Here is a 23,004-nt window from a genome sequence, read left to right as displayed (position 1 = left end):
CGATCCGGTCGTCCGTCCCCCGACCGGCCACCACAGCCGTGGTACCTCATCCGTGGTACCACGACTGTGGTTATCCTGGCAAGGTGAATCAGGACCGGAGGGACCGGCTGCGCGACGCGGCCGTCGCCGTGCTGGGCGAGGCGGGCGGGCGGGGGCTGACCCACCGGGCCGTCGACGCCGCCGCCGAGGTGCCGCTGGGCACGGCCAAGAACTACTTCCCGAGCCGCGACGCCCTGCTGCGGGCCGTCGCCGAACGCTGCCTGGAGCAGTACCGGGCGGTGGCCGCGGCCCTCGCGGGGGCCGGACCGGGACCGTCCGGCCGGGCGGAACTGGCAGCCTTCCTGGCGGGGCTGCTGCGGGACGTCGCCGGGCCCGGGCGACCGCGCACCCTCGCCTACCTGGAACTGCAGACCGAGGCGACCCGGCGACCGTGGCTGGCCGCGCTGCTCGACCCGATCGCCGCCGGCGACTTCGCCGCGCACCGGCACCTGCTGGCGACGGCCGGACTGCCCGCCGGACCCGGCACGGCCCGTACCCTGACCCTCGCCCTGCACGGCGCCCTCCCGCACCTGCTGGCGGGCGCCCCCGGCACCCTGACGGCCGCCGGGCTCGACGACCTGAACACCTTCACGCGCGGCCTGCTGGACGCCGTGTGCCCCGAGGAGGCTCCGTGATCACCCGGCTCGACCGCGCCGTGGGCGCCGTGCTCGGTTCGGCCGCGGGCGACGCCCTCGGTGCGCCGTACGAGTTCGGCCCGGCGGGACAACTGACCGCACGGGGCGAGGAGATGCTCGGAGGCGGCGGCTGGGATCCCGGCGAGGCGACCGACGACACCCAGATGGCCGTCCTCGTCGGGGAATCGCTGCTGGAGCGGGGCGGCCTCGAACTCCCCGACGTCTTCGGCCGGTTCCAGCGATGGGCCGCCGGGCACCCCAAGGACATCGGCCTCCAGACCGAGGACGTGCTGACCGGCGGCCAGCCCTGGGACCTGGCCGCCGCGCTGCACTTCCAGGTCAACGCCCGGGCGGCGGGCAACGGTTCCCTGATGCGGGCCTCCACCTCGGCGGTGTACTTCGCCCCCGCCGGGCGCGGGGCCACCATGGACGCCGCCCGGCGGATCGCGGCGCTCACCCACGGCGACCGGGCCGCCTGGGAGGGCACCGCCGTCCTGCACGAACTCGTACGCGTGGCCCTGGACGGGGCCGATCCGCTGGCCGCGCTGCCCGGCGTGCTCGACGCGGTGCACGCGGACCACCGTGAGCGGTACGCCCGCGTGCTCGACCCCGCCTGGCACCCGGAACTGGCCACCGAGTTCAACGGGGCGGTGTGGCCCTGCCTCGGCTCGGCGGTGTGGGCCCTGCGGACCACCACCGGCTTCGCGGAGGCCGTACGGGCCGCGGTGGACCTGGGCGGCGACACCGACACCGTCGCCGCGGTCACCGGCACCCTGGCCGGCGCCGTTTACGGTCAGGCGGCGGTCCCGGCGTCCTGGACCGCTCCCCTGCACGTCCCCCTCCCCGGCTTCGGCGGCCGCGTCCTGGACGCGGAGGCGCTGCGCACGCTCGCGGTACGGCTGACGGCCGGCTCCTGACCGGACCGGGAACCCTCGGCCGCTCCCCTCGCCGGCGACCCCGCACCGCCCGCCGCCGATGGGTGGCGGGCGGTGCGGGGTCAGCCGCAGCCGCAGCCGCCGCATCCCCCGCCGTCACCGCCACAGCTCGAACCGCCGCCGCAGCCGCCCGCGGTCTCGTTGGTCCGCCGGTCCTTCTCCCGGTCCGCCGCGCGCTGCCGCTGCCGCTCCCGGCCGCGTTCCTCCGCGCGGGCGCGTACCCGCGCCGTGCTCTCCCGGTGGGACACCCCGGCCGGGACCCAGACGTCCAGTCCGTGCCGGCGGCGCGGAAGCAGCGGGGCCGCGGTGAGGTGGGAGCTGATGGTGCGGCCGTAGCCGTCGTGCACCGCGTACTCCAGGACGACCTCGGCCCCCTCGCGGAGCACCCCGTACAGCACCGCCTCGAAGGGCTCGCTGCGGGCGTCGACGTCGTGCACCCCGCGCCGGGTTCCCGTCTCGGGGCCGCCGGCCAGCAGCCGCACCCCGCCCCGCGTGTCCCCGCTGCGGGCCCGGTAGGCGATCAGGGGCCGCCCGGCGGTCTCGTCGGCGTCCGGGTACAGCCAGAAGTGCCCCGACGGGGAGACCCGTACGCCGACGACCAGGGCGGGCTGGCGGTCGTCGTGCAGCCGCCGCGCGGCCCGGTCCGCGGTCCAGCCCCGGCCGAGCAGGACGCTGCCGGGCACCAGGAACAGCAGGGCGAACCGCTGCTGGCCCACGGCGTCGTAGGCGACGGCCGCGCCGTGCCCGCCGAAGTCCTGCACGAGGCCGTCGAGGAGGACGCCCCCGCCCGCGAGGCAGAGGAACACGCCGCCCAGGATCGCCGGGATGCCACGGCGGCCGTGCGCGTCGGGCAGCGGCCCCGGCGCCGGGAAGCGCGCCCCGCCGGCCGCCAGGAGGGCCCGTTCGCCCTGGCGGCGGCGGGCCCGCAGCCGCAGCAGCGCCCCGGCGAGCGCCCAGAGTCCCGCGAGGCCGACGAGACCGAGGCCGAAGCGCGTCCGGCCCGCGCCGCCGCCCCGTGCGGCGAGGGACGCGGCCGAATCCAGGGCGATCAGCGCGGCGGACACGACGGCCGCGCCCGGCAGGTACCGGAACCAGAAGGGCAGGGCCACCAGCAGGACGGTCCCGGGATAGGCCCGCCAGGCGGTGCCGACCGCCCCGTCCGGCGCCCCGGTCCAGAAGGCGGGCAGGAAGGACACCGCGACGAGGACGCCGAGCGCCCAACTCCCGGCGCCCGGCGTGAAGAAGAGCGGCACGCGTTCCTTCAGCCAGTGCTCGGCCGCCGGAACACCCCATGTACGTACGCCGGTTGCGGGTATCACCCCGCTCGGCACGTGCTTGGCGTAGGCAGTCACGGCCCCAGTATGCGAGCACCCCGACGGCAACGGAACGGCTCCCGGCGACCGGGCCCGGCGACCCTGCCGACGGCCCCGGCCCGGGAGTCACGACGCGGTGCGCGCGAGCCCCCGCGACACCCGCCTGACCGGTCCGGCCCGGCAAGCGGCCGCCGCACGGGCCGGGTTGGGGTCAGCCCGTACCGGCCGCGGTACCCGCGGACCCGGGGGTCATCCCCCGACGGACGCGTTCCGCTCCAGCTCGGCGAGCAGCCGGCCTTCGGCGTAGCCGAACGCGGCGTGCGGCAGCTCGCCGGGACGCCCGCTGAGCATGACGGTCAGCCCGCCCGTGCGCGGCAGGCCGGGCCGGGGTTCGGCGCCGACGCGGCGCAGCGCCTGGAGGGCGACGGCCTCGGCGGAGCCGTGGAAGGTCAGCGGCGCGCCGCCGGTGCGCGCGTCGAGGGCGGCCCGGATGGCCGCTTCGACCAGCTCGTAGTGGGTGCAGCCGAGCACCACGTCCGTGACGTCAGCCGGGGTCAGCGCCGCCGCCGCGGCGACGGCGCGTACGACGGCCGCCTCGTCGGCGGCCTCGACGGCGTCGGCGAGACCCGGGCAGGGCACCTCGGTCACCTCCGCGCCGCCGGCGAAGTCGCGGATCAGCCCGCGCTGGTAGGGGCTGCCGGTGGTGGCGGGGGTGGCCCAGATCGCGACGCGCCCGCCGGCGGCCGCGGCGGGCTTGATCGCCGGGACGGTGCCGATGACGGGGACGGCGGGCTCCAGATCGGCCCGCAGGGCGGGCAGGCTGTGCACGGAGGCGGTGTTGCAGGCCACGATCAGCGCGTCCGGGCGGTGCGCGGCGGCGGCCCGGGCGACGGCGCGGGCCCGCTCGGTGAGGTCGGCGGGGGTACGCGGCCCCCAGGGCATCCCGTCGGGGTCGCAGGACAGCACCAGATCGGCGTCCGGCCGCAGCCGACGCGTCGCGGCGGCCGCCGCAAGGAGGCCGATTCCCGAGTCCATGAGCGCGATCTTCACCCGCCCACCATAGTCGAAGCCCCCACCCCACCCCCGCCCGAACCCACCCCCCGACCCCCCACGAACCCGGGACCGAGACCGGGTCCGGGGCCGGGGCCGAGGGGCAGAGCCGGGGCGGAACGAAGACCGAGCCAGGCCCCCGGGACCAAGGGCCGACCCAGGACCGACGGCCGCCCGAAACCCGGAACCCCCGCCAGGACCGGGGCCCGGGGCCCGGGGCCCGGGGCCGGGGCCGGGGCCGGGGCCGGGGCCGGGGGCGAGAGCGGGGGCGGGGGCAGGGGTGGAGCCGAAGGCCGGGCCCGTGCCCGGGAGCCGCGCCATGGCCGGGGTCCTGGGCGGGGTCCTGGGCGGGTACCGAGGCCGGGGACCGGGCCAGAGCCAGGGGTCCGAGCAACGAGCCGGGGGCCGGGCCAGGGCCAGGAGCCCGGGGAACGGGCCGGGGGGCGGGGACCCGGCCGGGGGGCGGGGACCCGGCCGGGGGGCGGGGACCCGGCCGGGGGGCGGGGACCCGGCCGGGGCCGGGGGGTGGGCCGGGTCGGTTGCCGGGGGTGGTCCCGGGTGGGGCGGGAAAACCCCGGCCAGGGGAGCGGCCCCGACGCGCGACAACCCCCGGCGGGCTTCGGCACACTGCGGGGCATGGGCCTCCTCCTGATCGCCGCCAGTGCCTCGCTCGCCGCCTGGCTCTGGCTCACCCTCGCCCAGGGCATGTTCTGGCGCACCGACGTCCGGCTCCCGCCGCGCACCGCCCCCGCCCGCTGGCCGTCGGTGGTGATCGTCGTGCCCGCCCGGGACGAGGCCGAGGTCCTGCCCCGCAGCCTGCCCTCGCTCCTCGCCCAGGACTATCCCGGCACGGCGGAGGTCGTCCTCGTCGACGACGGCAGTACGGACGGCACCGCCGAGCTCGCCCGGCGGCTGGCCGCCGCGCACCCGGGGCTCCCGCTGACGGTGGTGTCGCCCGGCGACCCCGCGCCGGGGTGGACGGGGAAGCTCTGGGCCCTGCGCCACGGCATCGCCCACGCCCGTACCGCCCGCGCCGCCGAGCCCGACTACCTCCTGCTGACCGACGCGGACATCGCCCACGCGCCCGACAGCCTGCGCGAGCTGGTCTCCGCCGCGACCAGCGCCGGCCTCGACCTGGTCTCCCAGATGGCCCGGCTGCGCGTCGCGAGCACCTGGGAGCGGCTCGTCGTACCGGCCTTCGTGTACTTCTTCGCCCAGCTGTACCCCTTCCGCCGGATCAACCGTCCCGCCGCCCGGACGACCGCGGCCGCCGGCGGCTGCGTCCTGCTGCGCACGGAGACGGCGGTGCGCGCCGGGGTCCCGGACTCCATCCGCCAGGCGGTGATCGACGACGTCTCGCTGGCCCGCGCCGTCCGCGCCGCGGGCGGCCGGATCTGGCTCGGGCTGGCGGAGCGGGTGGACAGCGTGCGCCCGTACCCCGCTCTGGGGGACCTCTGGCGGATGGTGTCGCGCAGCGCGTACGCCCAACTGCGCCACCAGCCACTGCTGCTGGCCGGTACGGTGGCGGGCCTGGTGCTCGTCTACCTGGTCCCGCCGGCCGCACTCCTCGCGGGTCTCGCGGCCGGGCGTCCCGCGGTCGCCTGGGCGGGCGGGCTCGCCTGGCTGCTGATGGCCGGGACCTACCTGCCGATGCTGCGCTACTACCGGCAGCCCGCCGTCCTCGCGCCGCTGCTTCCGTTCACCGCGCTGCTCTACCTCCTGATGACGGTCGACTCGGCCGTGCAGCACTACCGGGGCCGCGGCGGCGCCTGGAAGGGCCGCACCTATGCCCGGCCCACCGACGCCTGACACCGGGCCGGGGTGCCTGAAGGGGCGTCATCCGAGGTCACCGCGTTGTGACGCTGCGTCAGCACCACATAGGTGCAAGGGCCAACCAGTGAGTACGAGTACGAACAAGGCGGGGTGGAAGTGACGAATCGTGCACGTGAACGTGAAGTGAAAGCTGTGGCCCTGACCTGGGAATATGCAGGTCAGGGCGGGGTTGACGGCACCTCGCTATGGACCCCGTGAAGTCGTGGGCTTAACTTAGGTCCCATGACCTCCCCCCGCTCCACTTATGGCGGCGGTTACTACTCCGCGCCCTCCTTCCCGGACACCCCCATCTACGACTCCCTCGTCGCCGAACGCGGCACTCCGCAGATCGCCCCGATCCGCGTTCCGGCCGCCTACGAGTCCCCCAGTGCCGGTTACTCGAGCGGTGGTTACCTGCCGGCCCTCGCCTCCTCCATGCCCGCCCTGCCGCCGGCCATGCCCCAGCAGCAGGCCCCGGGCTACGGGTACCCGTACCCGCAGCAGGCGGCGCCCGTACAGCAGATGCCCGTGCCGCTCCAGCACGCGCCCGCGCCGTACATCCCGCAGCAGCAGCCGGTCGCCGCCCTCGCGGGCTACGTGCCGCAGCAGCAGCCGCAGCAGCCCCGTCCGATGGCCGCGGCCACCGGGTACGAGGCGATGCGTCCGGCGGCTCCGCGCCCGGTGCAGTCCCCCGCGCAGGTCCCCGCGTACGAGGACCCGTACGGCCGCCAGTACCAGGGGCGCGGCTACTGACGGGCGGACGCCCGTAGGGCACGGCGGGGAAGGAACCGCGGCCGCGGTCCCCGCACGGACCGCGGCGCCCCGGACCCCGGCCGCCCCGGACCGCGACGCCGGGAAGGGGAGGCCCCGTGGAGGGCTCCCCTCGGGGCGCCCTCGAACGGGGAGGCCGGCGGAAGGGGGAGGCTGGCAAAATGCCCCCATGCCGAACTTGTACGTCCAGTCGCTCCACGTCCACCCCGTCAAATCGGTGGCGGGGACCGCTCCCGACGAGGTGACCGTGGAGCCCTGGGGGCTGTCCGGGGACCGGCGCTGGGCCGTGATCGACACCGAGGGCGCGGTCATCAGCCAGCGCCAGGAGGCCCGCATGGCCCTGGCCGCCGCCCGCCCGCTGGAGGGCGGGCGGGTCGCGCTGTCGGCGCCGGGCATGCCGGAGCTGGTCGTGGAGGTCCCGGAACCGGGCCCGCGGGAGCCCGCCGCGATCTTCGGCAACAAGATCGAGACCGTGGTCGCGGCGCGCGGCGCCGCCGACTGGTTCAGCGCCTTCCTCGGCCGGAGCGCCCGGCTGGTGTACATGGACGATCCGGCCGAGCGCCGGCCCGTGGACCCGCGCTACGCGCTGCCGGGCGAAACGGTGAGCCTCGCCGACGCCTACCCGGTGCTGACGACCACCGCCGCCTCCCTCGACGCCCTCAACGAGCTGATCGCCGAGGGCGACCACCCGGAGGAGGGCCCGCTGCCGATGAACCGCTTCCGGCCCAATCTGGTCGTCGCCGGGGACGGAGCCGACGCCTGGGCCGAGGACGGCTGGCGGCGCATCGCGGTCGGGGACGCCGTCTTCCGCGGGGTGCGCGAGTGCGGGCGCTGCGTCGTCACCACGACCGACCAGAGCACGGCGGTGCGCGGCAGGGAACCGTTGAAGACGCTGGCCCGGCACCGGCGGATCGGGAAGTCCCTGGCCTTCGGCCGGCACATGGTGCCGGTCGTCCTCGGCACGGTGCGCGTGGGCGACGAGGTGCGGATCCTGGAGTGAGCCGGGGGCCAGGAGCCTCCGTCGGGGGGTCGTCCGTGGGAACCGCCGTGACCGGGCGGGCGGAATGACACCTTCGAGGGGCTCGGGGCCTTCTCTGGAACCAACGGACCGCACGGTGCCGTTGGTGCATGCGGGACGTGTGGAAGCCCACCGGAAGACGACCGCGGGAAGACGACTGCGGGAAGTCGGCTGCGGATCGGGTGGCACGGGTCCCGCGCGTCCCGGAATGCGCGTCCGCGGGGCGTGTGCCGGACCGGGACGCGCGGACAGACGGAAACTGGCGGAGGCAGGGGGAGCCGGACCGTGCGGACAGCAATGGGTGTGTGGCGCTGGCGGCGCAATCCGCTGCGCCGGCCGACCGATCTCTTCGAGGCGTGGGTGGCGTTCGCCGCGCTGGTGTGCGTGCTGCTGGTGGCCCCGGCCGTCGGCTGGGTCGCGGGCCTGCGCGTGGACGGCACCCTCCAGCGGGCCGCCCAGGAGCAGCGGCACGAGCGCTATCTGGTACCGGCCGTGGTGGTGCGGCCCGCGCCGGGCTCACCGGCCGGCGCGGAGACCGATCCGGCGGCGCGGCGGCAGGCCCCGGAGCGGAGCCGGATCGTGGCCGCGTGGACGGCTCCCGACGGCAGCAGCCACGAGGGGACGGTCCCGGCGGCCGAGGAACCGCCGCTTCCCGGCGACCGGTTCCGCATATGGACCGACGTCCGGGGGCGGCTGGTGGGGCAGCCGCTCGACCCGTCCGCCGCCTCGTTCCACGCGGGTCTGGCCGGGCTGGCGGCCGCGCTCGCGGCGGGCGCACTGGTGGAGACGGTCCGGCGGCTGGTCGTACGCCGGCTCATGCATCGGCGGTACCTCCGTCTGGACCGCGCGTGGGCGGCGGCCGGACCGGACTGGGGCCGGGCGGGCGCGGGCAGCTGACCTGGCAACTCACCGGCCCCGCGCGCGCTACGGTGGGGCGGAGGCCGGTTCGGATCGCTTCAGCCGCTTTGAACGGCTTCAATCACTTCGGCCGCTCCGGCGGCGCGAATACGAGGGTGGGGGCACGACAGCACCATGGCTCAGGGCACGGTCCAGGTGACGCACGGCGGGGCCTCGCGGTGGCGGCGCCGCTCGGGTGAGTATCCGACGCTGTCCGCCGCTCTCGCCGTCGCGGGCGACGGCGACGTGCTGTCGATCGCCCCGGGCACCTACCGGGAGAACCTGGTGCTCCATCACGCCGTCACGCTGCGCGGGCCCGAAGGGGGCGCGATCGGCTCGGTGCGGATCGCCCCGCTCGACGGGGTCGCGCTGACGGTACGCGCCTCGGCCTTCATCCAGGACCTGTACGTGGAGGGAGCGGACCGGGCGGCGCCGGCGGTCCTCGTCGAGGAGGGCTCTCCCGAGCTCACCGACCTGCGCGTGAGCACCCGCTCGTCCGCGGGGATCGAGGTGCGCGGCGGCGCCCGGCCGCTGGTGCGCCGGTGCACGGTGGAGAACCCGGCGGGCGTCGGCATCTCCGTACTGGACGGCGGCGGCGGGGTGTTCGAGGAGTGCGAGGTCGTCGCCGCCGGACAGGCCGGGATCTCGGTCCGCGGCGGCGCCCACCCCCGTCTGGAGCGCTGCCGGATCCACCACGCCACGGGCGCCGGCATCGGCGTCACGGGCGAGGGCTCGGGCCTGGAGGCGCTGGGCTGCGAGGTGTACGAGATCAAGGGCGCCGGGGTGCAGATCGCGGCGCGGGCGGCGGCCCGGCTCACCGACTGCGCCGTACACCGCACCTCGGCCGACGGGGTCACCCTCGACACCGACGCCGTCCTGACCCTGGCCGGCTGCGACATCCACGACATCCCGGAGAACGCCGTCGACCTGCGGTCCCGTTCGGTGCTCACGCTGAGCCGCACCACGGTCCGCCGGTTCGGGCGCAACGGCCTGTCGGTGTGGGATCCGGGCACCCGGGTCGACGCCGAGTCCTGCGAGATCCACGACAGCACGGGCGACTACCCGGCGGTGTGGGTCAGTGACGGGGCCACGGCCTCCCTGGACTCGTGCCGGGTCCACGACGTGCCGGACGCGCTGTTCGTGCTGGACCGGGGTTCGCGCGTCGACGTGGTCGACAGCGACCTGTCCCAGGTGCGGAACACGGCCGTGTCGGTGAGCGACGGAGCCACCGCGCAGGTCGACGACTGCCGGATCCGGGAGGCGGGCACCGGGGCGTGGTTCCGCGACCACGGCAGCGGCGGCACCCTCGCCAACTGCACCATCGACGACGTCCAGACGGGTGTGATCGTCACCAAGGGCGCCGACCCGTCCCTGGAACGGTGCACGGTCACCAACCCCACCGAGGCCGGGTTCTACGTCTCGGCGGGCGGCCGGGGCACGTTCCGGGCGTGCCGGGTGAGCGGCAGCTCCGGTTTCGGTTTCCACGTCATCGACGGCTGCCGCACCACGCTCTCCACCTGCCACACCGAGCGCTGTGCGCGCGGGGGCTACGAGTTCGCGGAGGACGGCCCGCTCGCCGAAGGCTGCACCAGCGACGAGTCCGGGCCGCGGCTCGCCGCCCGGTCGGCGGCCGGCAGCACTTCCTCCGGGGCGCAGACGGGGATCCGTACGGTCACGGCCGCGCAGGCCCCCGCGGGGCCGGGGGGCGGGGTGCCCGCGGCGCGGCCCGCGGACCTGCCGGACGCGGCGGCGCCGGCGGCGGAGTCGCGCGGCTCGGTCGAGGTGCTGGGGCAGCTCGACGCGCTGGTGGGGCTGGACAGCGTCAAGCGGGAGGTCCGGGCCCTGACCGACATGATCGAGGTCGGGCGCAGACGGCAGCAGGCGGGCCTCAAGGCGGCCTCGGTCCGCCGCCACCTGGTCTTCACGGGCTCCCCGGGTACGGGCAAGACCACCGTCGCCCGGCTCTACGGAGAGATCCTCGCCTCGCTGGGGGTGCTGGAGCGGGGCCACCTGGTCGAGGTGTCGCGGGTGGACCTGGTGGGCGAGCACATCGGTTCCACGGCGATCCGCACCCAGGAGGCCTTCGACCGGGCGCGCGGCGGGGTCCTCTTCATCGACGAGGCGTACGCGCTGGCTCCGGAGGACTCGGGGCGGGACTTCGGGCGCGAGGCGATCGACACCCTCGTGAAGCTGATGGAGGACCACCGGGACGCCGTGGTGGTGATCGTCGCCGGGTACACGGCGGAGATGGAACGGTTCCTGACGGTCAACCCCGGGGTCGCCTCCCGGTTCTCCCGGACGATCACCTTCGGCGACTACGGGCCCGGGGAGCTGCTGCGGATCGTCGAGCAGCAGGCGGAGGAGCACGAGTACCGGCTGGGCGAGGGCACCGGCAAGGCGCTGCTGGCGTACTTCACGGAGCTGCCCAAGGGCCCCGCGTTCGGCAACGGGCGGACCGCGCGCCAGACCTTCGAGTCGATGGTGGAACGGCACGCGGGCCGGGTCGCGCAGCTGACGGAGCCGAGTACCGACGACCTCACCCTGCTGTTCCCGGAGGACCTCCCCGTGCTGCCGGTCCTGCCCGCGCCCTGCTGATCCGCCCGGGGACGGCGCCCCGTACGGGACATCTGACGGGGCGCCAGCTAGTGTGACGCGGCACGTACCGACCGCGCCGCCACCTCAGGGGGTAATGCCATGGCCCGCCGACTCCGCCGACTTCGCCCCGTGGAACCGGACTTCGCCGAGAAGGCCCCGGTGCGCCTGGTCTTCACCGCCCGGGCCGCCGCCGCACCCGAGGCCGTGTACCGGGCACTCGCGGAGGACGTGACGGGCTGGCCGCTGTGGTTCGGGGCGGTCACGCTGGCCCGGCCGACGCGGGGCGGCGCGGGCCGGGAGATCGGGCTGCGGGGCGGAGTCCGCTTCCAGGAGACGGTGATGACCACGGAGCCGGGGCGGCGCTACGCGTACCGGGTCGACGGGACGAACGCCCTCGGCGTGCGCGCCCTGCTGGAGGAATGGCGCCTCACCGACGCCCCCGCGACGGCCGGCGCCCCCGCGGGCGGCACCCTGGTCCGCTGGACCTTCGCCGCCGACGGCCCGGCCGCCTTCCGCCTGGCCCTGACCGCCGCGCGCCCCGGCCTCGGCCGCTCCTTCCGTTCCGCGGTCCGCGCCCTGGACACCCGGCTCGCGGCCCACAGCCGGAACGGGTGAGGCCGCTGCCCGGGTGCGGTCGGGTCAGGCCGCGGTGATCCTGGCGGCGAAGGCGTCCAGGTTCGCCGCCATCCGGTCGAGGCGCTCCTCCAGGGTGAGGGACTCCTCGTACTGGCCGGTGCGCAGTTTGGGCTGCCGCTCGCCCCGTACGTACAGGGAGCAGGCGAGGTCCGCGCAGACGTAGACGCCGACCGTGTTGCCCTCCCGGCCGCGTGCGCCCGCCAGGGGTGCCGCGAGGAGGGTGACGCCGGAGGAGGCGTGGCCCGTGAGGCAGATCTGGCAGAGGCTGGACTTGACCGCGCTGGTGCGGCCCACGGAGGGCACCCGCAGCGAGATGCCGAGCGGTCCCCCCTCGCGGGGCAGGACGAGGTGCGCCCTGAGGGGCGCACCCGGGTCCACCCATCCCAGGAAGTCCAGGCTCTCCCAGGGGAGTTCGGCGAAGTCGAGCGGCAGTCGCAGCCGGGTCGCCTCGCCCTTGGTGCAGTTCACGAAGGACGAACGGATCTGTTTTTCGCTGAGCGGTTCCACGGGCGTCGACTCTACGTGTCCGGCCTGGCCGCACGCATCCGCATTCCTGCTGGTCCGTGCGGCGCCGGCGGCTGTCAGGCGGTGGGCTCGCGCCACTCCCCCGTCGTCAGCAGGGTGTCGATCGTCTTCGCGTACGGGGTGATGTCGAGGCCCTGGGCCGCCAGCCAGTCGTCCGAGTAGTACTTGTCGAGGTAGCGGTCGCCCGGGTCGCAGAGGAGGGTCACGACGCTGCCCGTGCGGCCCTCGGCCACCATCTCCGAGATGATCTTCAGGGCGCTCCACAGGCCGGTGCCCGTGGAGCCGCCCGCCTTGCGCCCTATGGCCTGCTCCAGGGCCCGGCACGCGGCGACGCTCGCGGCGTCGGGGACCCTCATCATGCGGTCGATGGCGCCCGGTACGAAGCTCGGTTCCATGCGGGGCCGGCCGATCCCCTCGATGCGCGAGCCGCAGTCGCTGGTGGCGTGCGGGTCGTTGCGCGTCCAGCCGTCGAAGAAACAGGAGTTCTCCGGGTCGGGGACGCAGATGCGGGTGTCGTGCTGCATGTAGTGCACGTACCGCGCGATGGTCGCGGAGGTGCCGCCGGTGCCGGCGGTCGCCACGATCCAGGCCGGTTCCGGGTACCGTTCCAGGCGCAGTTGCTGGTACATGGACTCGGCGATGTTGTTGTTGCCGCGCCAGTCCGTCGCGCGTTCCGCGTAGGTGAACTGGTCCATGTAGTGGCCGCCGGTGCGGGCCGCGAGTTCGGCCGATTCCTCGTACATCTTCATCGAGTCGTCGACGAAGTGGCATTCCCCGCCGTGGAATTCGATGAGCCGGCACTTCTCCGGGCTGGTCGTGCGCGGCATCACGGCGATGAACGGGACGCCGATCAGCTTGGCGAAGTAGGCCTCGGAGACGGCGGTGGAGCCGCTGGAGGCCTCGATGACCGGTCTGCCGGGGCGGATCCAGCCGTTGCACAGGGCGTACAGGAAGAGGGAGCGGGCCAGGCGGTGCTTCAGGGAGCCCGTGGGGTGCGTGGACTCGTCCTTGAGGTAGAGGTCGATGCCCCAGGCCTCCGGGAGCGGGAAGCGCAGCAGGTGCGTGTCCGCGGACCGGTTGGCGTCGGCCTGGACCTTGCGGACGGCCTCGTTGAGCCAGGCCCGGTATTCCGCGTCGCTGCGGTCGACGTCGACGGTCGTCATCACGGGCGTCGTACCGGTGGTACCGGTGGTGCTCATGCGCCTTGCTCCTTTGTCTGTTCCGCGGCCCCCCGCTTTCGAAATGTACCCCCCTCACCTGCGCAAACGATTACTTTGGGTTTCCATACCGATCGCTTTCGGTCGCATTCGGTTGCAGAACGCGGCACGTTAGGTGACGCTTGTGGTGTTTTACCGAGGGTGCAGCACCCGTAACTCACATCTCGGGGAGTCGCAGCCGTGATACGTCATTCCCGCAGGCACTGCGTCGTCGAACTGCAGGCCCTGCCCGCGCGGATCGGCCAGATCCGCCGCATCGTCACCGCGCAACTGCGCCACTGGCAGCTCGATCCGCTCATAGACCGGGCTGCGCTCGGCGTGACGGAGCTGCTCAGCAACGTGCACCGCCACGCGCAGCCGGACAAGGTCTGCTCGGTCGAGATCGAGCTCCGCCTCGGGCGGCTCACCGTCGCGGTCTACGACAGCGATCCGCGGCTGCCCGTCCTGCGGGAGGCCGGGACCCTGGAGACCTGCGGGCGGGGGCTGGCGCTCGTCGAGGCGGTCAGCGAAGCCTGGGGGGCCCGGCCCCAGCCGGACGGCGCCGGGAAGATGGTCTGGTTCTCGCTGCGGGCGGCCCCCGCTCCGGCGGCTCCGGCCGGTACGGTCCGCATCACCGCCGAGAGCGTACGGGAGCCACTGCGCCCGGTGCTCGTCGCCGTGGACGCCGAGGCCGTCAGGACCGGCGTGCCGGTGTAGCCCCCGGTCGGCACCGGGCCCGGCCGGCCACCGCCCGCCGCAGCCCTCCGCACCCGCCGTACCCTCCGTACCCGCCCGGCCCGCCCGGGCGGCGGACCGGGGGTCGCGCCGTGGGTCAGGCGGGGGTGCCGAGCGTGCCCAGCGGGTCGTCCAGTACCGGCTGCCAGGCCAGCTCCGCCGCCCCGACCAGGCTGTTGTGGTCCAGGGTGCACGGCAGGATCGGCACGCCCCCGCTGCGCCCCCACAGGCTGCGGTCCGCGACGACCGCGCGCAGCCGCTCGGGGTCGGCGTACAGCAGTTCCCGGTGCAGGCCGCCGAGGATGATCCGGTCCGGGTTCAGGATGTTTACCAGGCCCGCGAGCCCGAGTCCGAGCCGGTCGATCAGCTCCTCGGAGGCCGCCCGGACCCCCGTATCGGCGTACTCCGCGCGCAGCAGGTCGCGGGCCTGCTGGAGCAGCGACACCTCCGGGCCCGGCGTGCGGCCCGCCGCAGTGAGGAAGGCCAGCGGGTCCGCCTCCACGTCCAGGCAGCCCCGGCTGCCGCAGTGACAGGCCCGCCCCTCCGGGTTCACGGTCAGGTGGCCGACCTCCAGGGCCAGACCGGCGCTGCCGCTGTGCAGCCGGCCGTCGAGGACCAGCGCCCCGCCGACGCCCCGGTGCCCGGTGGCCACGCACAGCAGGTGCTGCGCGCTGCGCCCGGCGCCGTGCCGGTGCTCGGCGAGGGCGGCGAGGTTGACGTCGTTCCCGGTCAGGGCCGGACCGTCGATCCCGGCCGCCTTCACGCACTCCGCGAAGATCGCGCGTACGGGAGAACCGGCCGGCCAGGCCAGGTGCAGCGGATTGAGCGCCGTACCGTCGGGTTCCGCGACCGCCGAGGGCACGGCGAGGCCCGCGCCGATGCAGCGCCGCCCGGACTCGGCGAGCAGCGCCGCCCCCGCCTCGACGACCGCGCCGAGCACCTGCGCCGGGTCGGCGGAGACGGTGACCTTGCCGGGTGCGGTGGCCACGATGCGCCCGCCGAGGCCCACCAGTGCGGCCCGGAACCCGTCCGGGTGCACCTGCGCCGCCAGCGCCACGGGGCCGTTCTCCTCGACCGCCAGCCGGTGCGAGGGGCGGCCCTGGGCGCCGCCGGCCCCGCCGGGGCGGGAGTCGACCCGAATCAGGCCGAGCGCTTCCAGTTCGGCGGCGACGGCACCGGCGGTGGCGCGGGTGACCCCGAGCTCGGCCGTCAGGACCGCGCGGGTGGGGGCCCGGCCGGTGTGGACGAGTTCGAGGGCCGGGCCGAGCGCGCCGCGGCCCCGCTCCAGCTTGGTCCTCGCCGAAGCGGCCGAAGCCGTCGGACCAGCGGTACCCGCCGACCCCTCCGAATCCGCGGTACCCGCCGTCCCCGTGGACACCGTGGTCACGTCCCCCACCCGCGGCGGGGCCCCGTTGCCGTTCATGACATGGATCCTCGCATGATCGGGAGGTACCGGACGCCCTCCTACGGCCCCAGGCCGCCGACCCGCAGTGTGATGTTGAGCCGCCCGTCGAGGCCGAGGCCGGGCGGTGCGGTGCCGGGCAGGACCTTCGGCACCCCGTGATGGGCCAGACGGCTCGGGCCGCCGAAGACGAACAGGTCCCCGCTGCGCAGCGGAACGTCCCGGAACGGACGTCCGCGCGAGTGGGTGTTGCCGAAGCGGAAGAGACAGGTGTCACCGAGGCTGAGCGAGACGACCGGCGCCGGTGACCTCTCCTCGGCGTCGCGGTGCATGCCCATGCGGGAGTCGCCGCCGTAGAAGTTGATCAGCGCGATGTCGTACTCCTCCACCTGCTCCGGGGACGTCCCGTACGCGTCGGCGACCGCCCGGCGCCCGAGTTCGGACAGCCGGCGGGGCATCGGCTTGACCGGCGCCCCGTCACCGTCGACGACGGTGCTCGCATAGGCGTACGGGTACCAGTGCCACCCCAGGCACACCTGCCGGGCGCTCATCGTCCCGCCACCGGGGGTGCGTACGGTCCGCAGGCCGGCGGGCGGACGCGCCCACGCCCGGCAGGCGGCGAGCAGCTCCCGCTGGTCCTGCGGGCCGAGCCAGTCGGGCAGGTGGACGGCTCCCGGGGCGATCTCGGCGCGTTCGCGCGGGAAGAGTTCCTCCGGCGCGAAGAGTTCTTCTCCCATCCCTCCATGGTGGCCCTGCTGGCAGACTCCTGGGCATGAAGATCACCGAATACGTGGAGACGCTGGTCCGGGAGGGCGAGCTGCTCGCCGAGACGGCCGGGCGGACGGGTACCGACGCCGCGGTGCCGACCTGTCCCCAGTGGCGGGTCGCGGACCTGCTGCGGCACACCGGGTCCGTGCACCGCTGGGCGGCCGGGTTCGTCGGGGAGCCCCGGGTGGACCCGACGCCGCTGCCGGACGCGCCGGAGCTGGCCGGGGCGGAGCTGCTCTCCTGGTTCCGGGAAGGGCACGAGGCGCTGGTCCGCACCCTGACCGGGGCTCCGGACGACGTGGTGTGCTGGACGTTCCTGCCGACGGCTCCGCCGTCGCCGCTGGCGTTCTGGGCGCGGCGCCAGGCCCACGAGACGACCGTGCACCGCTTCGACGCGGAGTCCGCGCAGGGGACGGAGTTCTCCCCGGTGACGCCGGAGTTCGCGGAGGACGGGGTGGACGAACTGCTCACCGGCTTCCACGCCCGGCCCCGCAGCCGGGTCCGGACCGAGGAGCCCCGGGTGCTGCGCGTCCGGGCGGCGGACACGGGCGCGGTGTGGACGGTCCACCTGTCGCGGGAGCCGGCCCGCGCGGTGCCGGGCGACACCGGGGACCGGGCGGACTGCGAGGTGACCGGTGAGGCGGCCTGGCTGTACGCGGCCCTGTGGAACCGGCTCCCCCTGGCCGGGCCGCAGGTGAGCGGCGACGACTCGCTGGCCCGGCTGTGGAGCGGCACGTCCGGGATCTGAGGGGAGGCCGGCCGGCGACGACCGTCCCCCGCCGCGACACCGGTCCGGCCCTCTTGTGACTCGCGGTGCACGCTGTGACACTGCCCGCATGGAGCGACGTACACAGGCGGAGCGGGACGCGGTCACCGTCGAGATCGGCTACGCCTTCGTCAGCGGTTGCTTCGCCGCCGTGCTGGTGTTCGGGGCGGTCTACGGCGCGGCACCGGCCCTGGACCTCTCCCCGGCCGCGCACCGGACACTGGCGGTGGCGGGCGGCGTGCTGGCCGCCGTGGCGTTCCTGCTGCGCGTCACGCACGTGCTGTGGCGCTTCGGCCGTCAGCCGCGGGCGGAGGGGCCGGACCTGTCGGAGGGCTGAACCGGCGGGCTGGACCGCGGGGGCCGTACGGGTAAGGCGGCGCGGGACCGGGGGCGCCCGGGCCGGGCGCCCGTCAGCCGAGGGTGGCGGCGTGTTCGGTCTGGCTGCGGTAGCGCCAGGTGGGGCCGGTGTTCCAGGGGTTGGGCATGACCGTGTTCGTCGCGTAGGCGTAGCCGGCGCCCCGCTCGAAGGCCGTGCGCAGGGTGTCCCGCATCGTCGCCTCGTCCGGGACGTCGTGCACGAGGTGCCAGAACGCGGTGCCGCTCGGGTCGAATTCGGAGCCCGCCCGGTAGCCGGTGCGCGCGTTGAACACGTTGCCGCCGAGCCAGCCGCCCGAGAGGTACTCCGCGTACGTGTCCTCGTAGGTCACGAAGGTGTCGGCGGTGCGGTGGCCGGGCTCCAGGTAGCAGTCGGCGATGGCCGTGCCCGGGTTGTTGACGACCAGGTCGGGGACGTCCGGGTCGACGGTGTGCATCACCTCCTGGACGTAGCGGCGCAGCTCGGCGTAGTGGTCGCGGGTGGCGTTGTCCGGGCCGCAGTCCCGGCTGACGACGTCGAAGAAGATGCCGTCGACGTGGAGGCGGCCGTCGCCGCCGTCGGCGGGTCTGAGGTAGTTGTCGACGGAGGCCTTGACGGCGGCGATGTCGCGGTTGCCGTGGTCGGTGTGGACGTAGCCGAGGACCTTGGTGCGTTCGCCCGTGGCGGTGGTGCCGGCGCGCAGGGCGTCCGCCCGGGCCCGCCAGGCCGCGTCGAAGGGGGAGTCTCCGTTGCCGGGATTGAGGACGACGACGGAGGCGGCCGGGCCGGTGGCGGTGAGGTCGGCGAGCATCGGGGCGTCGGCCCAGACGTAGGCGGGGACGGCGATGTCCAGGCCGCGGACGCCGGGCATCCGGGGGGTGGGGGTGATCGTGGGGGCCGGTATCGCGCTCGGCGGCGGCGAGGAGGGGGCCCGCCCGTCGGGCGGCGCGGTTCCCGCCGGGCGCCGGGCGGCCGCGTGCGTCCCGTCGGCCGCGGCCTTCACCACGGCCGCCGCGGCGGCGAGCAACACGGCCAGCAGGACGGCGTACAAGGCCGTCACGGAGCGGGCGGGGGGCATGGATGTTCCTCCGGCTGCGGGGGCGCGACCCGACGAACACTAGGCGCGCGGCAACTCGGTGAAAGGCGAACCACCCACTTTGGTGTGAGGAACAGAAAAGCGATCTGTCACCTCATCATGTGAACCACCGTCAGATTCCAGCCAAGCCAGGGTCCGCCCGGTCCGCGCCAGGGGGCCGGACCGGAGCCGGACCGGGAGCCGGACCGGGGACCCGCGCCGCAGATCCGGGGCCTCGGGGTTCACGCGGCCGGCAGGCCGACTCCGTGTGCGAGCTGCCCGGCGGCGTGGGCGAAGAAGGCGGCCCGCTCCTCGACGACCCGCTCGAACTGGCCGAACAGCTCGCAGGAGACCAGCCCGACGAGCTGCGCCCAGGCGGCGACGAGGGCGGCCGTCACCTCGGGCGGCAGCCCTTCGGCGAAGTCCGCCGCCATCCGGCCGGCTTCGGGGCGCAGGGCGGCGGGCAGCGGGGGCAGGGCCAGGCCGCGGCCCTCGTAGGCGGAGCGGAGGATGCCGATGAGGGTGTTGGCGACGCGGGAGGCGGGGCCCACGGTGTCGAGGGGGGCGCTGTAGCCGGGGACCGGGGAACCGTAGACGAGGGCGTACTCGTGCGGGTGCGCGAGCGCCCAGCCGCGCACGGCCTCGCAGACGGCGATCCAGCGGGCGCGGGGGCCGGCACCGGCGGCGAGGGCGGCCCGTTCGGCCTCCTCGGCGGCGGCGCCCAGGCTGTCGTAGGCGTCGATGATCAGCGCGGTGAGCAGCTCGTCGCGGCTGGGGAAGTAGCGGTAGAGGGCGGAGGAGACCATGCCGAGCTTGCGGGCGACGGCGCGCAGCGACAGTTTGGCGGCTCCTTCGGCCGCGAGCCTGCGGCGCGCCTCGTCCTTGATGGCGGCGGTGACCTCGACGCGGGCCCGCTCCCTGGCCCCTCTCACGGTGCTCATGCGGATCAGTGTGCCATGCGGGTGGAGCAGTGCACGAAAATCGGAGCATCGCTCTTTTCGGAGAGCACTGCTCTTGCTTCGGCGCATCGATCCGCGCACACTGGTCTCAAGCGAGAGCACCGCTCTCTCACAGGTCCCGGAGGCCCGCCGTGAACGCGCCCACCCCGTACTACGTCCAGGCCGGCCCGTTCGGTGTCCGCTTCAACGCGCTCTTCGGGAAGCTCGCCCGCCTCGGCATCAGCCTCGCCGGAACGGCCGAACTGTCGGTCCGCGGCCGCACGTCCGGCGCGATGCAGCGGATCCCGGTCAACCCCCACCGCCACGAAGGCGCGCAGTACCTGGTCTCCGCCCGGGGCCACTCCCAGTGGGTCCGCAACATGCGCGTCGCGGGCGGCGGTCAACTCCGCGTCGGCCGCACGGTGCGCGCCTTCACGGCCACGGAGCTCACCGACCCCGCGGCGAAGGCGGCCGTGCTGCGCACGTACCTGGCGAAGTGGGGCTGGGAGGTCAACCGCTTCTTCCAGGGCGTCACCGCCAAGTCCTCGGACGCGGAACTGCGGGCCGCCGCGGCCGACCACCCCGTCTTCCGCATCACGGTCACGGACCAGGGGGCGCCCGCGAAGTAGCGCCGTACGCCCGGAGGGCGTGGCGGGCTTCGCGGACGCCCCCTGGGAGCGCCGCCGCGGGAGGTCGTCCCCCGCGGCCGGGCGGGCTGCTCGCGGCTGCGGGCGGGTTACTCGGGGCCGACCTGCCAGATGAGGCAGTCGGCGACCCTCTTGGGCTCCTTGCCGAGGAGGGCGGTGATGGTGCCGCTCAGTTCGGCGGTGCGCTCGGCCTTCTCGGGGAGGACCACCAGCCCGGCCTTCCAAGCGGCGAGGTCCTGGCGGGCCTCGTCGCGCATCTCGGGGGTGACGGCCGGCGGGGGGACGGCGCCCCAGCGCATGTCGCGGAGCAGGGTGGACAGCATGCGCGGCTTGGCGCCGTAAATCCCCACCCGGTCGGGACCGTCCGGGCCGTTGAAGTAGCCGCCGGCGAGCTTGAAGCCGAATCCGGTGTTGCTCTGCCAGCGGAGGGCCGCGGCGTAACGGGGGTCGGGCAGCGGCACCGGGACGAGGGAACGGCCGTCCTTCAGGTGGTCCTTGTAGAGGCCCTGGGTGATGAAGGCGGGTACGGGTTCGCGGGCCTCGGTGACCAGGGGCAGCGGCAGGACGGGGATGAGCGCGGCCGCGGCCGCCATGTAGCCCACGACGCGGTGCTCGCGGGCCCGGAAGCCCGCGGCCCGGTCCAGTGCCAGCGCGAGCAGCATGCCGAAGACGGGCGCGCAGACCATCGCGACCCGGCTCTCGATGACCGACTCCAGCAGCGGCAGGTGGCGCAGGAGGATCCACGGGCCGGGGATCGTGAAGCCGAACTTGTCGATCTCCACATGGGGGCCGAGGGAGAGCACGGCCATGACGAGGGCGGTGATGCCCAGGGCGCGGACGAGGGGGCGCCGCCACATCCACAGCGTGATGCCGGCGGCCAGGGTCAGCAGCGGCCAGCCGTAAAAGGCGTTCTGCTCGGTGGTGTTCAGCGACAGCCTGCCGGCGGTTTCCGCGTTGCCGAACAGCGAGCGGGCCGAGTACTCGGTCAGCGCGCGCAGCGGATTGCCGGCGCCGTTCTCACCGTGCAGCACCGAGTGGTAGCTCTGCGGGCCGAAGAACTGCCAGTAGAGGGGGAAGGCCACCAGGGGGACGGACACGGCCATGGCGATGCCCAGGCCCTTGGCGAGCGGCTTGACCGCCTTGCGGGCGGTCTCGCGGTCGTAGAGCCCGTGGGCGACGGCGAAGACCATCATGCCCATGGCTGCCAGCAGGAAGGGTTCCTCACCGAGGAAGACCTGGTAGGCGGAGAACAGGCCCAGCAGCAGACCGTCGCGGACGACGTTCCTGCCCTCGCACAGGCGCAGCGCCCGGTCGATGATGACCGGGATCATGAAGAGCACGACGAAGTTCGGGTGCGCGTTGGCGTGCGAGATCATCGGCGGCGCGAACGCGGCCAGGGCGCCGCCCGCGGCGGCCGCCCAGCGGCTGTCCGTCAGCCGGCGGTGGATCAGCCGGTACCAGGCCCAGGCCGTCACCGCGATCCCGAGGGTGAACACCAGCGCGAGGGTGAACGTCGGCCCGAACAGGAGCGTGACGGGGGTCAGCGGCACGGACAGCCCGAGCATGACCGTGTTGCCCATCAGGTTCACGCCGTCGGGCATGTTCTGGAAATCGGTGAACAGCGGGTTGCGCAGGTGGGAGATGTTGTCGGCGGTGATGCCGAAGAACCACTCCCACTGGTTCTGGTCCTGGAGCGAGTGCGCCAGGATCGCGCCGTCCAGGTCGCCCCACAGCCCCTTGTACAGGTAGAGCGAGGCCAGTACGTACAGGGCGGCGACGGCTATGCCGCCGGCGTTGAGGCGCATCAGCTCGCCGAGCGTGCGGAAGTAGTCCAGGAGCTGGACCTTCGAGCCGTCCTGGTGCGCCCAGCGCACGGGAACCTCGGCCACGGGCCACCCCTTGCGCCGGTAGTACTGGAGGATCTCCACGTCGATGGCCCAGCCGTCGAGCCGGGCGGCACCGAACGCGGCGCGCGCCTGATCGCCGTCGAACAGCTTGAACCCGCACTGCGTGTCCCGGATCCCGCGGACGGCCACCATGCGTATGACGCGGTTGCCCACCCACCCCAGGACCTCGCGTAGCACGCTCTGCTGCCGCTCGATCGCCGAGTCGCGGTGTGCGCGGGAGCCGATGGCGGCGCCGGCGCCCCGGTCGTCGGCCAGCGCCCGCTCCAGCTTGGCGAGTTCCTCGATGGGAGTGGCCAGGTCGGCGTCCATGATCAGTACGCGTCGGCCCAGGGAAGCGGCGACGCCGAGGCGCAGGGCGCTTCCCTTGCCGCGGTTCTGCTCGGACTGCACGAGCCGGATCCTGGGCTCGTCCTCGCCCGCCTCCAGGGCGATCGCGGCGGTCCTGTCGGGCGAGCCGTCGTCGACGACGAGCACCTCCCAGTCACCGGAGCCGCCGCCCACGTGCGCGTCGAGGTACTTCCGGACGACTTCCAGGGTCGGGGCGAGCCGGTCCTCCTCCCGGTAGGCCGGAATGACCACGGACAGGCCGACGGACCCGGGCCCCCGGTCCGTGGGTCTGGTCGCGGTGGTGACACCACGGGCCCCGAGCGTGCCGTTCTGCATGTTCAAGCCATTCCTTCAGTTGTCCCGCCCCTGTCACCCGTCACGCCGCGACCTGGCGCTCAGCCGTACGTCCCCACGCATGTGGTGCGACGAAGACACGGCAGGGAGAGGCTCCGATCGATTCGCGCGGAAATACCTCGGTCAAGGAATTCCGGAATCGAGGACCGCCGACCGGCGGCAGCGGACGCGCTCGGAACCGACTGGTCTGAGACAAAGCCTTTCGTAGGGCTGCCACGCCTACCCCCGTGTCGCAATACACCCCTCCCCCTCGGAGCGATGCCAGATGCCCACGTATTTCGGCGTGACGAGGTGGGCAGCCCGGACCA

The 23,004-nt window shown here is 74.7% G+C and carries 21 protein-coding genes; 12 read left to right on the top strand and 9 right to left on the bottom strand.

Going from position 1 to position 23,004, the window contains the following annotated elements; translation table 11 throughout:
* The first annotated feature begins 83 nt into the window (after window positions 1-83).
* On the top strand, window positions 84-674 hold the full coding sequence (locus ABZZ17_RS00670; protein WP_356870461.1) for a TetR/AcrR family transcriptional regulator: 591 nt from the start codon (window positions 84-86) through the stop codon (window positions 672-674).
* Complete coding sequence (locus tag ABZZ17_RS00665) at window positions 674-1,591, top strand: ADP-ribosylglycohydrolase family protein (protein WP_356870703.1); 918 nt, start codon at window positions 674-676, stop codon at window positions 1,589-1,591. The genes ABZZ17_RS00670 and ABZZ17_RS00665 overlap by 1 nt, the downstream gene beginning before the upstream one ends.
* Before the next feature lie 80 nt (window positions 1,592-1,671).
* Here the strand turns inward: ABZZ17_RS00665 and ABZZ17_RS00660 are convergent, their stop codons facing one another.
* Entirely contained in the window at window positions 1,672-2,961 is a 1,290-nt protein-coding gene (locus tag ABZZ17_RS00660) for a hypothetical protein (protein ID WP_356870459.1), read from the bottom strand.
* A 210-nt stretch (window positions 2,962-3,171) separates the two neighbouring features.
* A complete protein-coding gene (locus ABZZ17_RS00655) occupies window positions 3,172-3,972 on the bottom strand; it encodes an aspartate/glutamate racemase family protein (protein WP_356870457.1) in 801 nt (266 codons plus the stop codon).
* 636 nt (window positions 3,973-4,608) lie between these two features.
* On the opposite strand from ABZZ17_RS00655, the gene ABZZ17_RS00650 reads away from it, so the two are divergent.
* The 6 genes from ABZZ17_RS00650 to ABZZ17_RS00625 all read left to right on the top strand — a co-directional run bounded on the left by ABZZ17_RS00650 (window position 4,609) and on the right by ABZZ17_RS00625 (window position 11,680).
* A complete protein-coding gene (locus ABZZ17_RS00650; RefSeq protein WP_356870455.1) occupies window positions 4,609-5,781 on the top strand; it encodes a glycosyltransferase in 1,173 nt (390 codons plus the stop codon).
* Between the two features lie 246 nt (window positions 5,782-6,027).
* Entirely contained in the window at window positions 6,028-6,537 is a 510-nt protein-coding gene (locus tag ABZZ17_RS00645; protein ID WP_356870453.1) for a DUF6643 family protein, read from the top strand.
* Between the two features lie 187 nt (window positions 6,538-6,724).
* Window positions 6,725-7,555, top strand: coding sequence for an MOSC N-terminal beta barrel domain-containing protein (locus ABZZ17_RS00640; protein WP_356870451.1), 831 nt, complete (start codon window positions 6,725-6,727; stop codon window positions 7,553-7,555).
* A gap of 303 nt (window positions 7,556-7,858) precedes the next feature.
* Entirely contained in the window at window positions 7,859-8,470 is a 612-nt protein-coding gene (locus ABZZ17_RS00635) for a hypothetical protein (protein ID WP_356870449.1), read from the top strand.
* A gap of 135 nt (window positions 8,471-8,605) precedes the next feature.
* Window positions 8,606-11,065: a right-handed parallel beta-helix repeat-containing protein gene (locus tag ABZZ17_RS00630; RefSeq protein ID WP_356870447.1), complete on the top strand. Its 2,460-nt coding sequence runs from the start codon at window positions 8,606-8,608 to the stop codon at window positions 11,063-11,065.
* Window positions 11,066-11,164: 99 nt separating this feature from the next.
* Window positions 11,165-11,680 carry an SRPBCC family protein gene (locus tag ABZZ17_RS00625; RefSeq protein WP_356870445.1) on the top strand — a complete coding sequence of 172 codons (516 nt, stop codon included), beginning with the start codon at window positions 11,165-11,167 and terminating at the stop codon, window positions 11,678-11,680.
* Between the two features lie 24 nt (window positions 11,681-11,704).
* Here ABZZ17_RS00625 and ABZZ17_RS00620 read toward each other — a convergent pair whose 3' ends face one another.
* Window positions 11,705-12,208 (bottom strand): FBP domain-containing protein, encoded by a 504-nt coding sequence (locus ABZZ17_RS00620; RefSeq protein ID WP_356870443.1) that lies wholly within the window; start codon window positions 12,206-12,208, stop codon window positions 11,705-11,707.
* 74 nt (window positions 12,209-12,282) lie between these two features.
* Window positions 12,283-13,425, bottom strand: coding sequence for a PLP-dependent cysteine synthase family protein (locus ABZZ17_RS00615; RefSeq protein ID WP_356870441.1), 1,143 nt, complete (start codon window positions 13,423-13,425; stop codon window positions 12,283-12,285).
* Window positions 13,426-13,623: 198 nt separating this feature from the next.
* On the opposite strand from ABZZ17_RS00615, the gene ABZZ17_RS00610 reads away from it, so the two are divergent.
* Window positions 13,624-14,139: an ATP-binding protein gene (locus tag ABZZ17_RS00610; protein ID WP_356870439.1), complete on the top strand. Its 516-nt coding sequence runs from the start codon at window positions 13,624-13,626 to the stop codon at window positions 14,137-14,139.
* Window positions 14,140-14,254: 115 nt separating this feature from the next.
* Here ABZZ17_RS00610 and ABZZ17_RS00605 read toward each other — a convergent pair whose 3' ends face one another.
* Window positions 14,255-15,580, bottom strand: a complete 1,326-nt coding sequence (locus tag ABZZ17_RS00605; protein ID WP_356870437.1) for an ROK family protein — start codon at window positions 15,578-15,580, stop codon at window positions 14,255-14,257.
* A 41-nt stretch (window positions 15,581-15,621) separates the two neighbouring features.
* Window positions 15,622-16,296, bottom strand: coding sequence for an alpha-ketoglutarate-dependent dioxygenase AlkB (locus ABZZ17_RS00600; RefSeq protein ID WP_356870435.1), 675 nt, complete (start codon window positions 16,294-16,296; stop codon window positions 15,622-15,624).
* Window positions 16,297-16,331: 35 nt separating this feature from the next.
* Here ABZZ17_RS00600 and ABZZ17_RS00595 point away from each other — a divergent pair, with 35 nt between their 5' ends.
* Both ABZZ17_RS00595 and ABZZ17_RS00590 read left to right on the top strand, forming a co-directional pair.
* Window positions 16,332-17,075, top strand: a complete 744-nt coding sequence (locus ABZZ17_RS00595) for a maleylpyruvate isomerase family mycothiol-dependent enzyme (RefSeq protein WP_356870433.1) — start codon at window positions 16,332-16,334, stop codon at window positions 17,073-17,075.
* An 88-nt stretch (window positions 17,076-17,163) separates the two neighbouring features.
* Window positions 17,164-17,430: a DUF6332 family protein gene (locus ABZZ17_RS00590; RefSeq protein ID WP_356870431.1), complete on the top strand. Its 267-nt coding sequence runs from the start codon at window positions 17,164-17,166 to the stop codon at window positions 17,428-17,430.
* Between the two features lie 73 nt (window positions 17,431-17,503).
* On the opposite strand, the gene ABZZ17_RS00585 is transcribed toward ABZZ17_RS00590, so the two are convergent.
* Both ABZZ17_RS00585 and ABZZ17_RS00580 read right to left on the bottom strand, forming a co-directional pair.
* Entirely contained in the window at window positions 17,504-18,526 is a 1,023-nt protein-coding gene (locus ABZZ17_RS00585) for a spherulation-specific family 4 protein (RefSeq protein WP_356870429.1), read from the bottom strand.
* 239 nt (window positions 18,527-18,765) lie between these two features.
* Window positions 18,766-19,464, bottom strand: a complete 699-nt coding sequence (locus ABZZ17_RS00580) for a TetR/AcrR family transcriptional regulator (protein WP_356870427.1) — start codon at window positions 19,462-19,464, stop codon at window positions 18,766-18,768.
* Between the two features lie 149 nt (window positions 19,465-19,613).
* Between ABZZ17_RS00580 and ABZZ17_RS00575 the strand changes: the two genes are divergently transcribed.
* Entirely contained in the window at window positions 19,614-20,090 is a 477-nt protein-coding gene (locus ABZZ17_RS00575) for a nitroreductase/quinone reductase family protein (protein WP_356870425.1), read from the top strand.
* Between the two features lie 107 nt (window positions 20,091-20,197).
* Here the strand turns inward: ABZZ17_RS00575 and ABZZ17_RS00570 are convergent, their stop codons facing one another.
* Window positions 20,198-22,678 carry a dolichyl-phosphate beta-glucosyltransferase gene (locus ABZZ17_RS00570; protein ID WP_356870423.1) on the bottom strand — a complete coding sequence of 827 codons (2,481 nt, stop codon included), beginning with the start codon at window positions 22,676-22,678 and terminating at the stop codon, window positions 20,198-20,200.
* Between the last annotated feature and the right edge of the window lie 326 nt (window positions 22,679-23,004).

The organism is Streptomyces sp. NPDC006512, from assembly GCF_040611935.1.
GTDB lineage: Bacteria > Actinomycetota > Actinomycetes > Streptomycetales > Streptomycetaceae > Streptomyces.
This window is presented reverse-complemented; position numbering and strand designations above follow the sequence as displayed.

Coding starts and splice junctions, on each gene's coding strand:
- ABZZ17_RS00650 (WP_356870455.1), top strand. CDS start 4,609: ATGGGCCTCCTCCTGATCGCCGCCAGTGCCTCGCTCGCCGCCTGGCTC.
- ABZZ17_RS00645 (WP_356870453.1), top strand. CDS start 6,028: ATGACCTCCCCCCGCTCCACTTATGGCGGCGGTTACTACTCCGCGCCC.
- ABZZ17_RS00640 (WP_356870451.1), top strand. CDS start 6,725: ATGCCGAACTTGTACGTCCAGTCGCTCCACGTCCACCCCGTCAAATCG.
- ABZZ17_RS00630 (WP_356870447.1), top strand. CDS start 8,606: ATGGCTCAGGGCACGGTCCAGGTGACGCACGGCGGGGCCTCGCGGTGG.
- ABZZ17_RS00625 (WP_356870445.1), top strand. CDS start 11,165: ATGGCCCGCCGACTCCGCCGACTTCGCCCCGTGGAACCGGACTTCGCC.
- ABZZ17_RS00615 (WP_356870441.1), bottom strand. CDS start 13,425: ATGAGCACCACCGGTACCACCGGTACGACGCCCGTGATGACGACCGTC.
- ABZZ17_RS00605 (WP_356870437.1), bottom strand. CDS start 15,580: ATGAACGGCAACGGGGCCCCGCCGCGGGTGGGGGACGTGACCACGGTG.
- ABZZ17_RS00600 (WP_356870435.1), bottom strand. CDS start 16,296: ATGGGAGAAGAACTCTTCGCGCCGGAGGAACTCTTCCCGCGCGAACGC.
- ABZZ17_RS00595 (WP_356870433.1), top strand. CDS start 16,332: ATGAAGATCACCGAATACGTGGAGACGCTGGTCCGGGAGGGCGAGCTG.
- ABZZ17_RS00590 (WP_356870431.1), top strand. CDS start 17,164: ATGGAGCGACGTACACAGGCGGAGCGGGACGCGGTCACCGTCGAGATC.
- ABZZ17_RS00585 (WP_356870429.1), bottom strand. CDS start 18,526: ATGCCCCCCGCCCGCTCCGTGACGGCCTTGTACGCCGTCCTGCTGGCC.
- ABZZ17_RS00580 (WP_356870427.1), bottom strand. CDS start 19,464: ATGAGCACCGTGAGAGGGGCCAGGGAGCGGGCCCGCGTCGAGGTCACC.
- ABZZ17_RS00570 (WP_356870423.1), bottom strand. CDS start 22,678: ATGCAGAACGGCACGCTCGGGGCCCGTGGTGTCACCACCGCGACCAGA.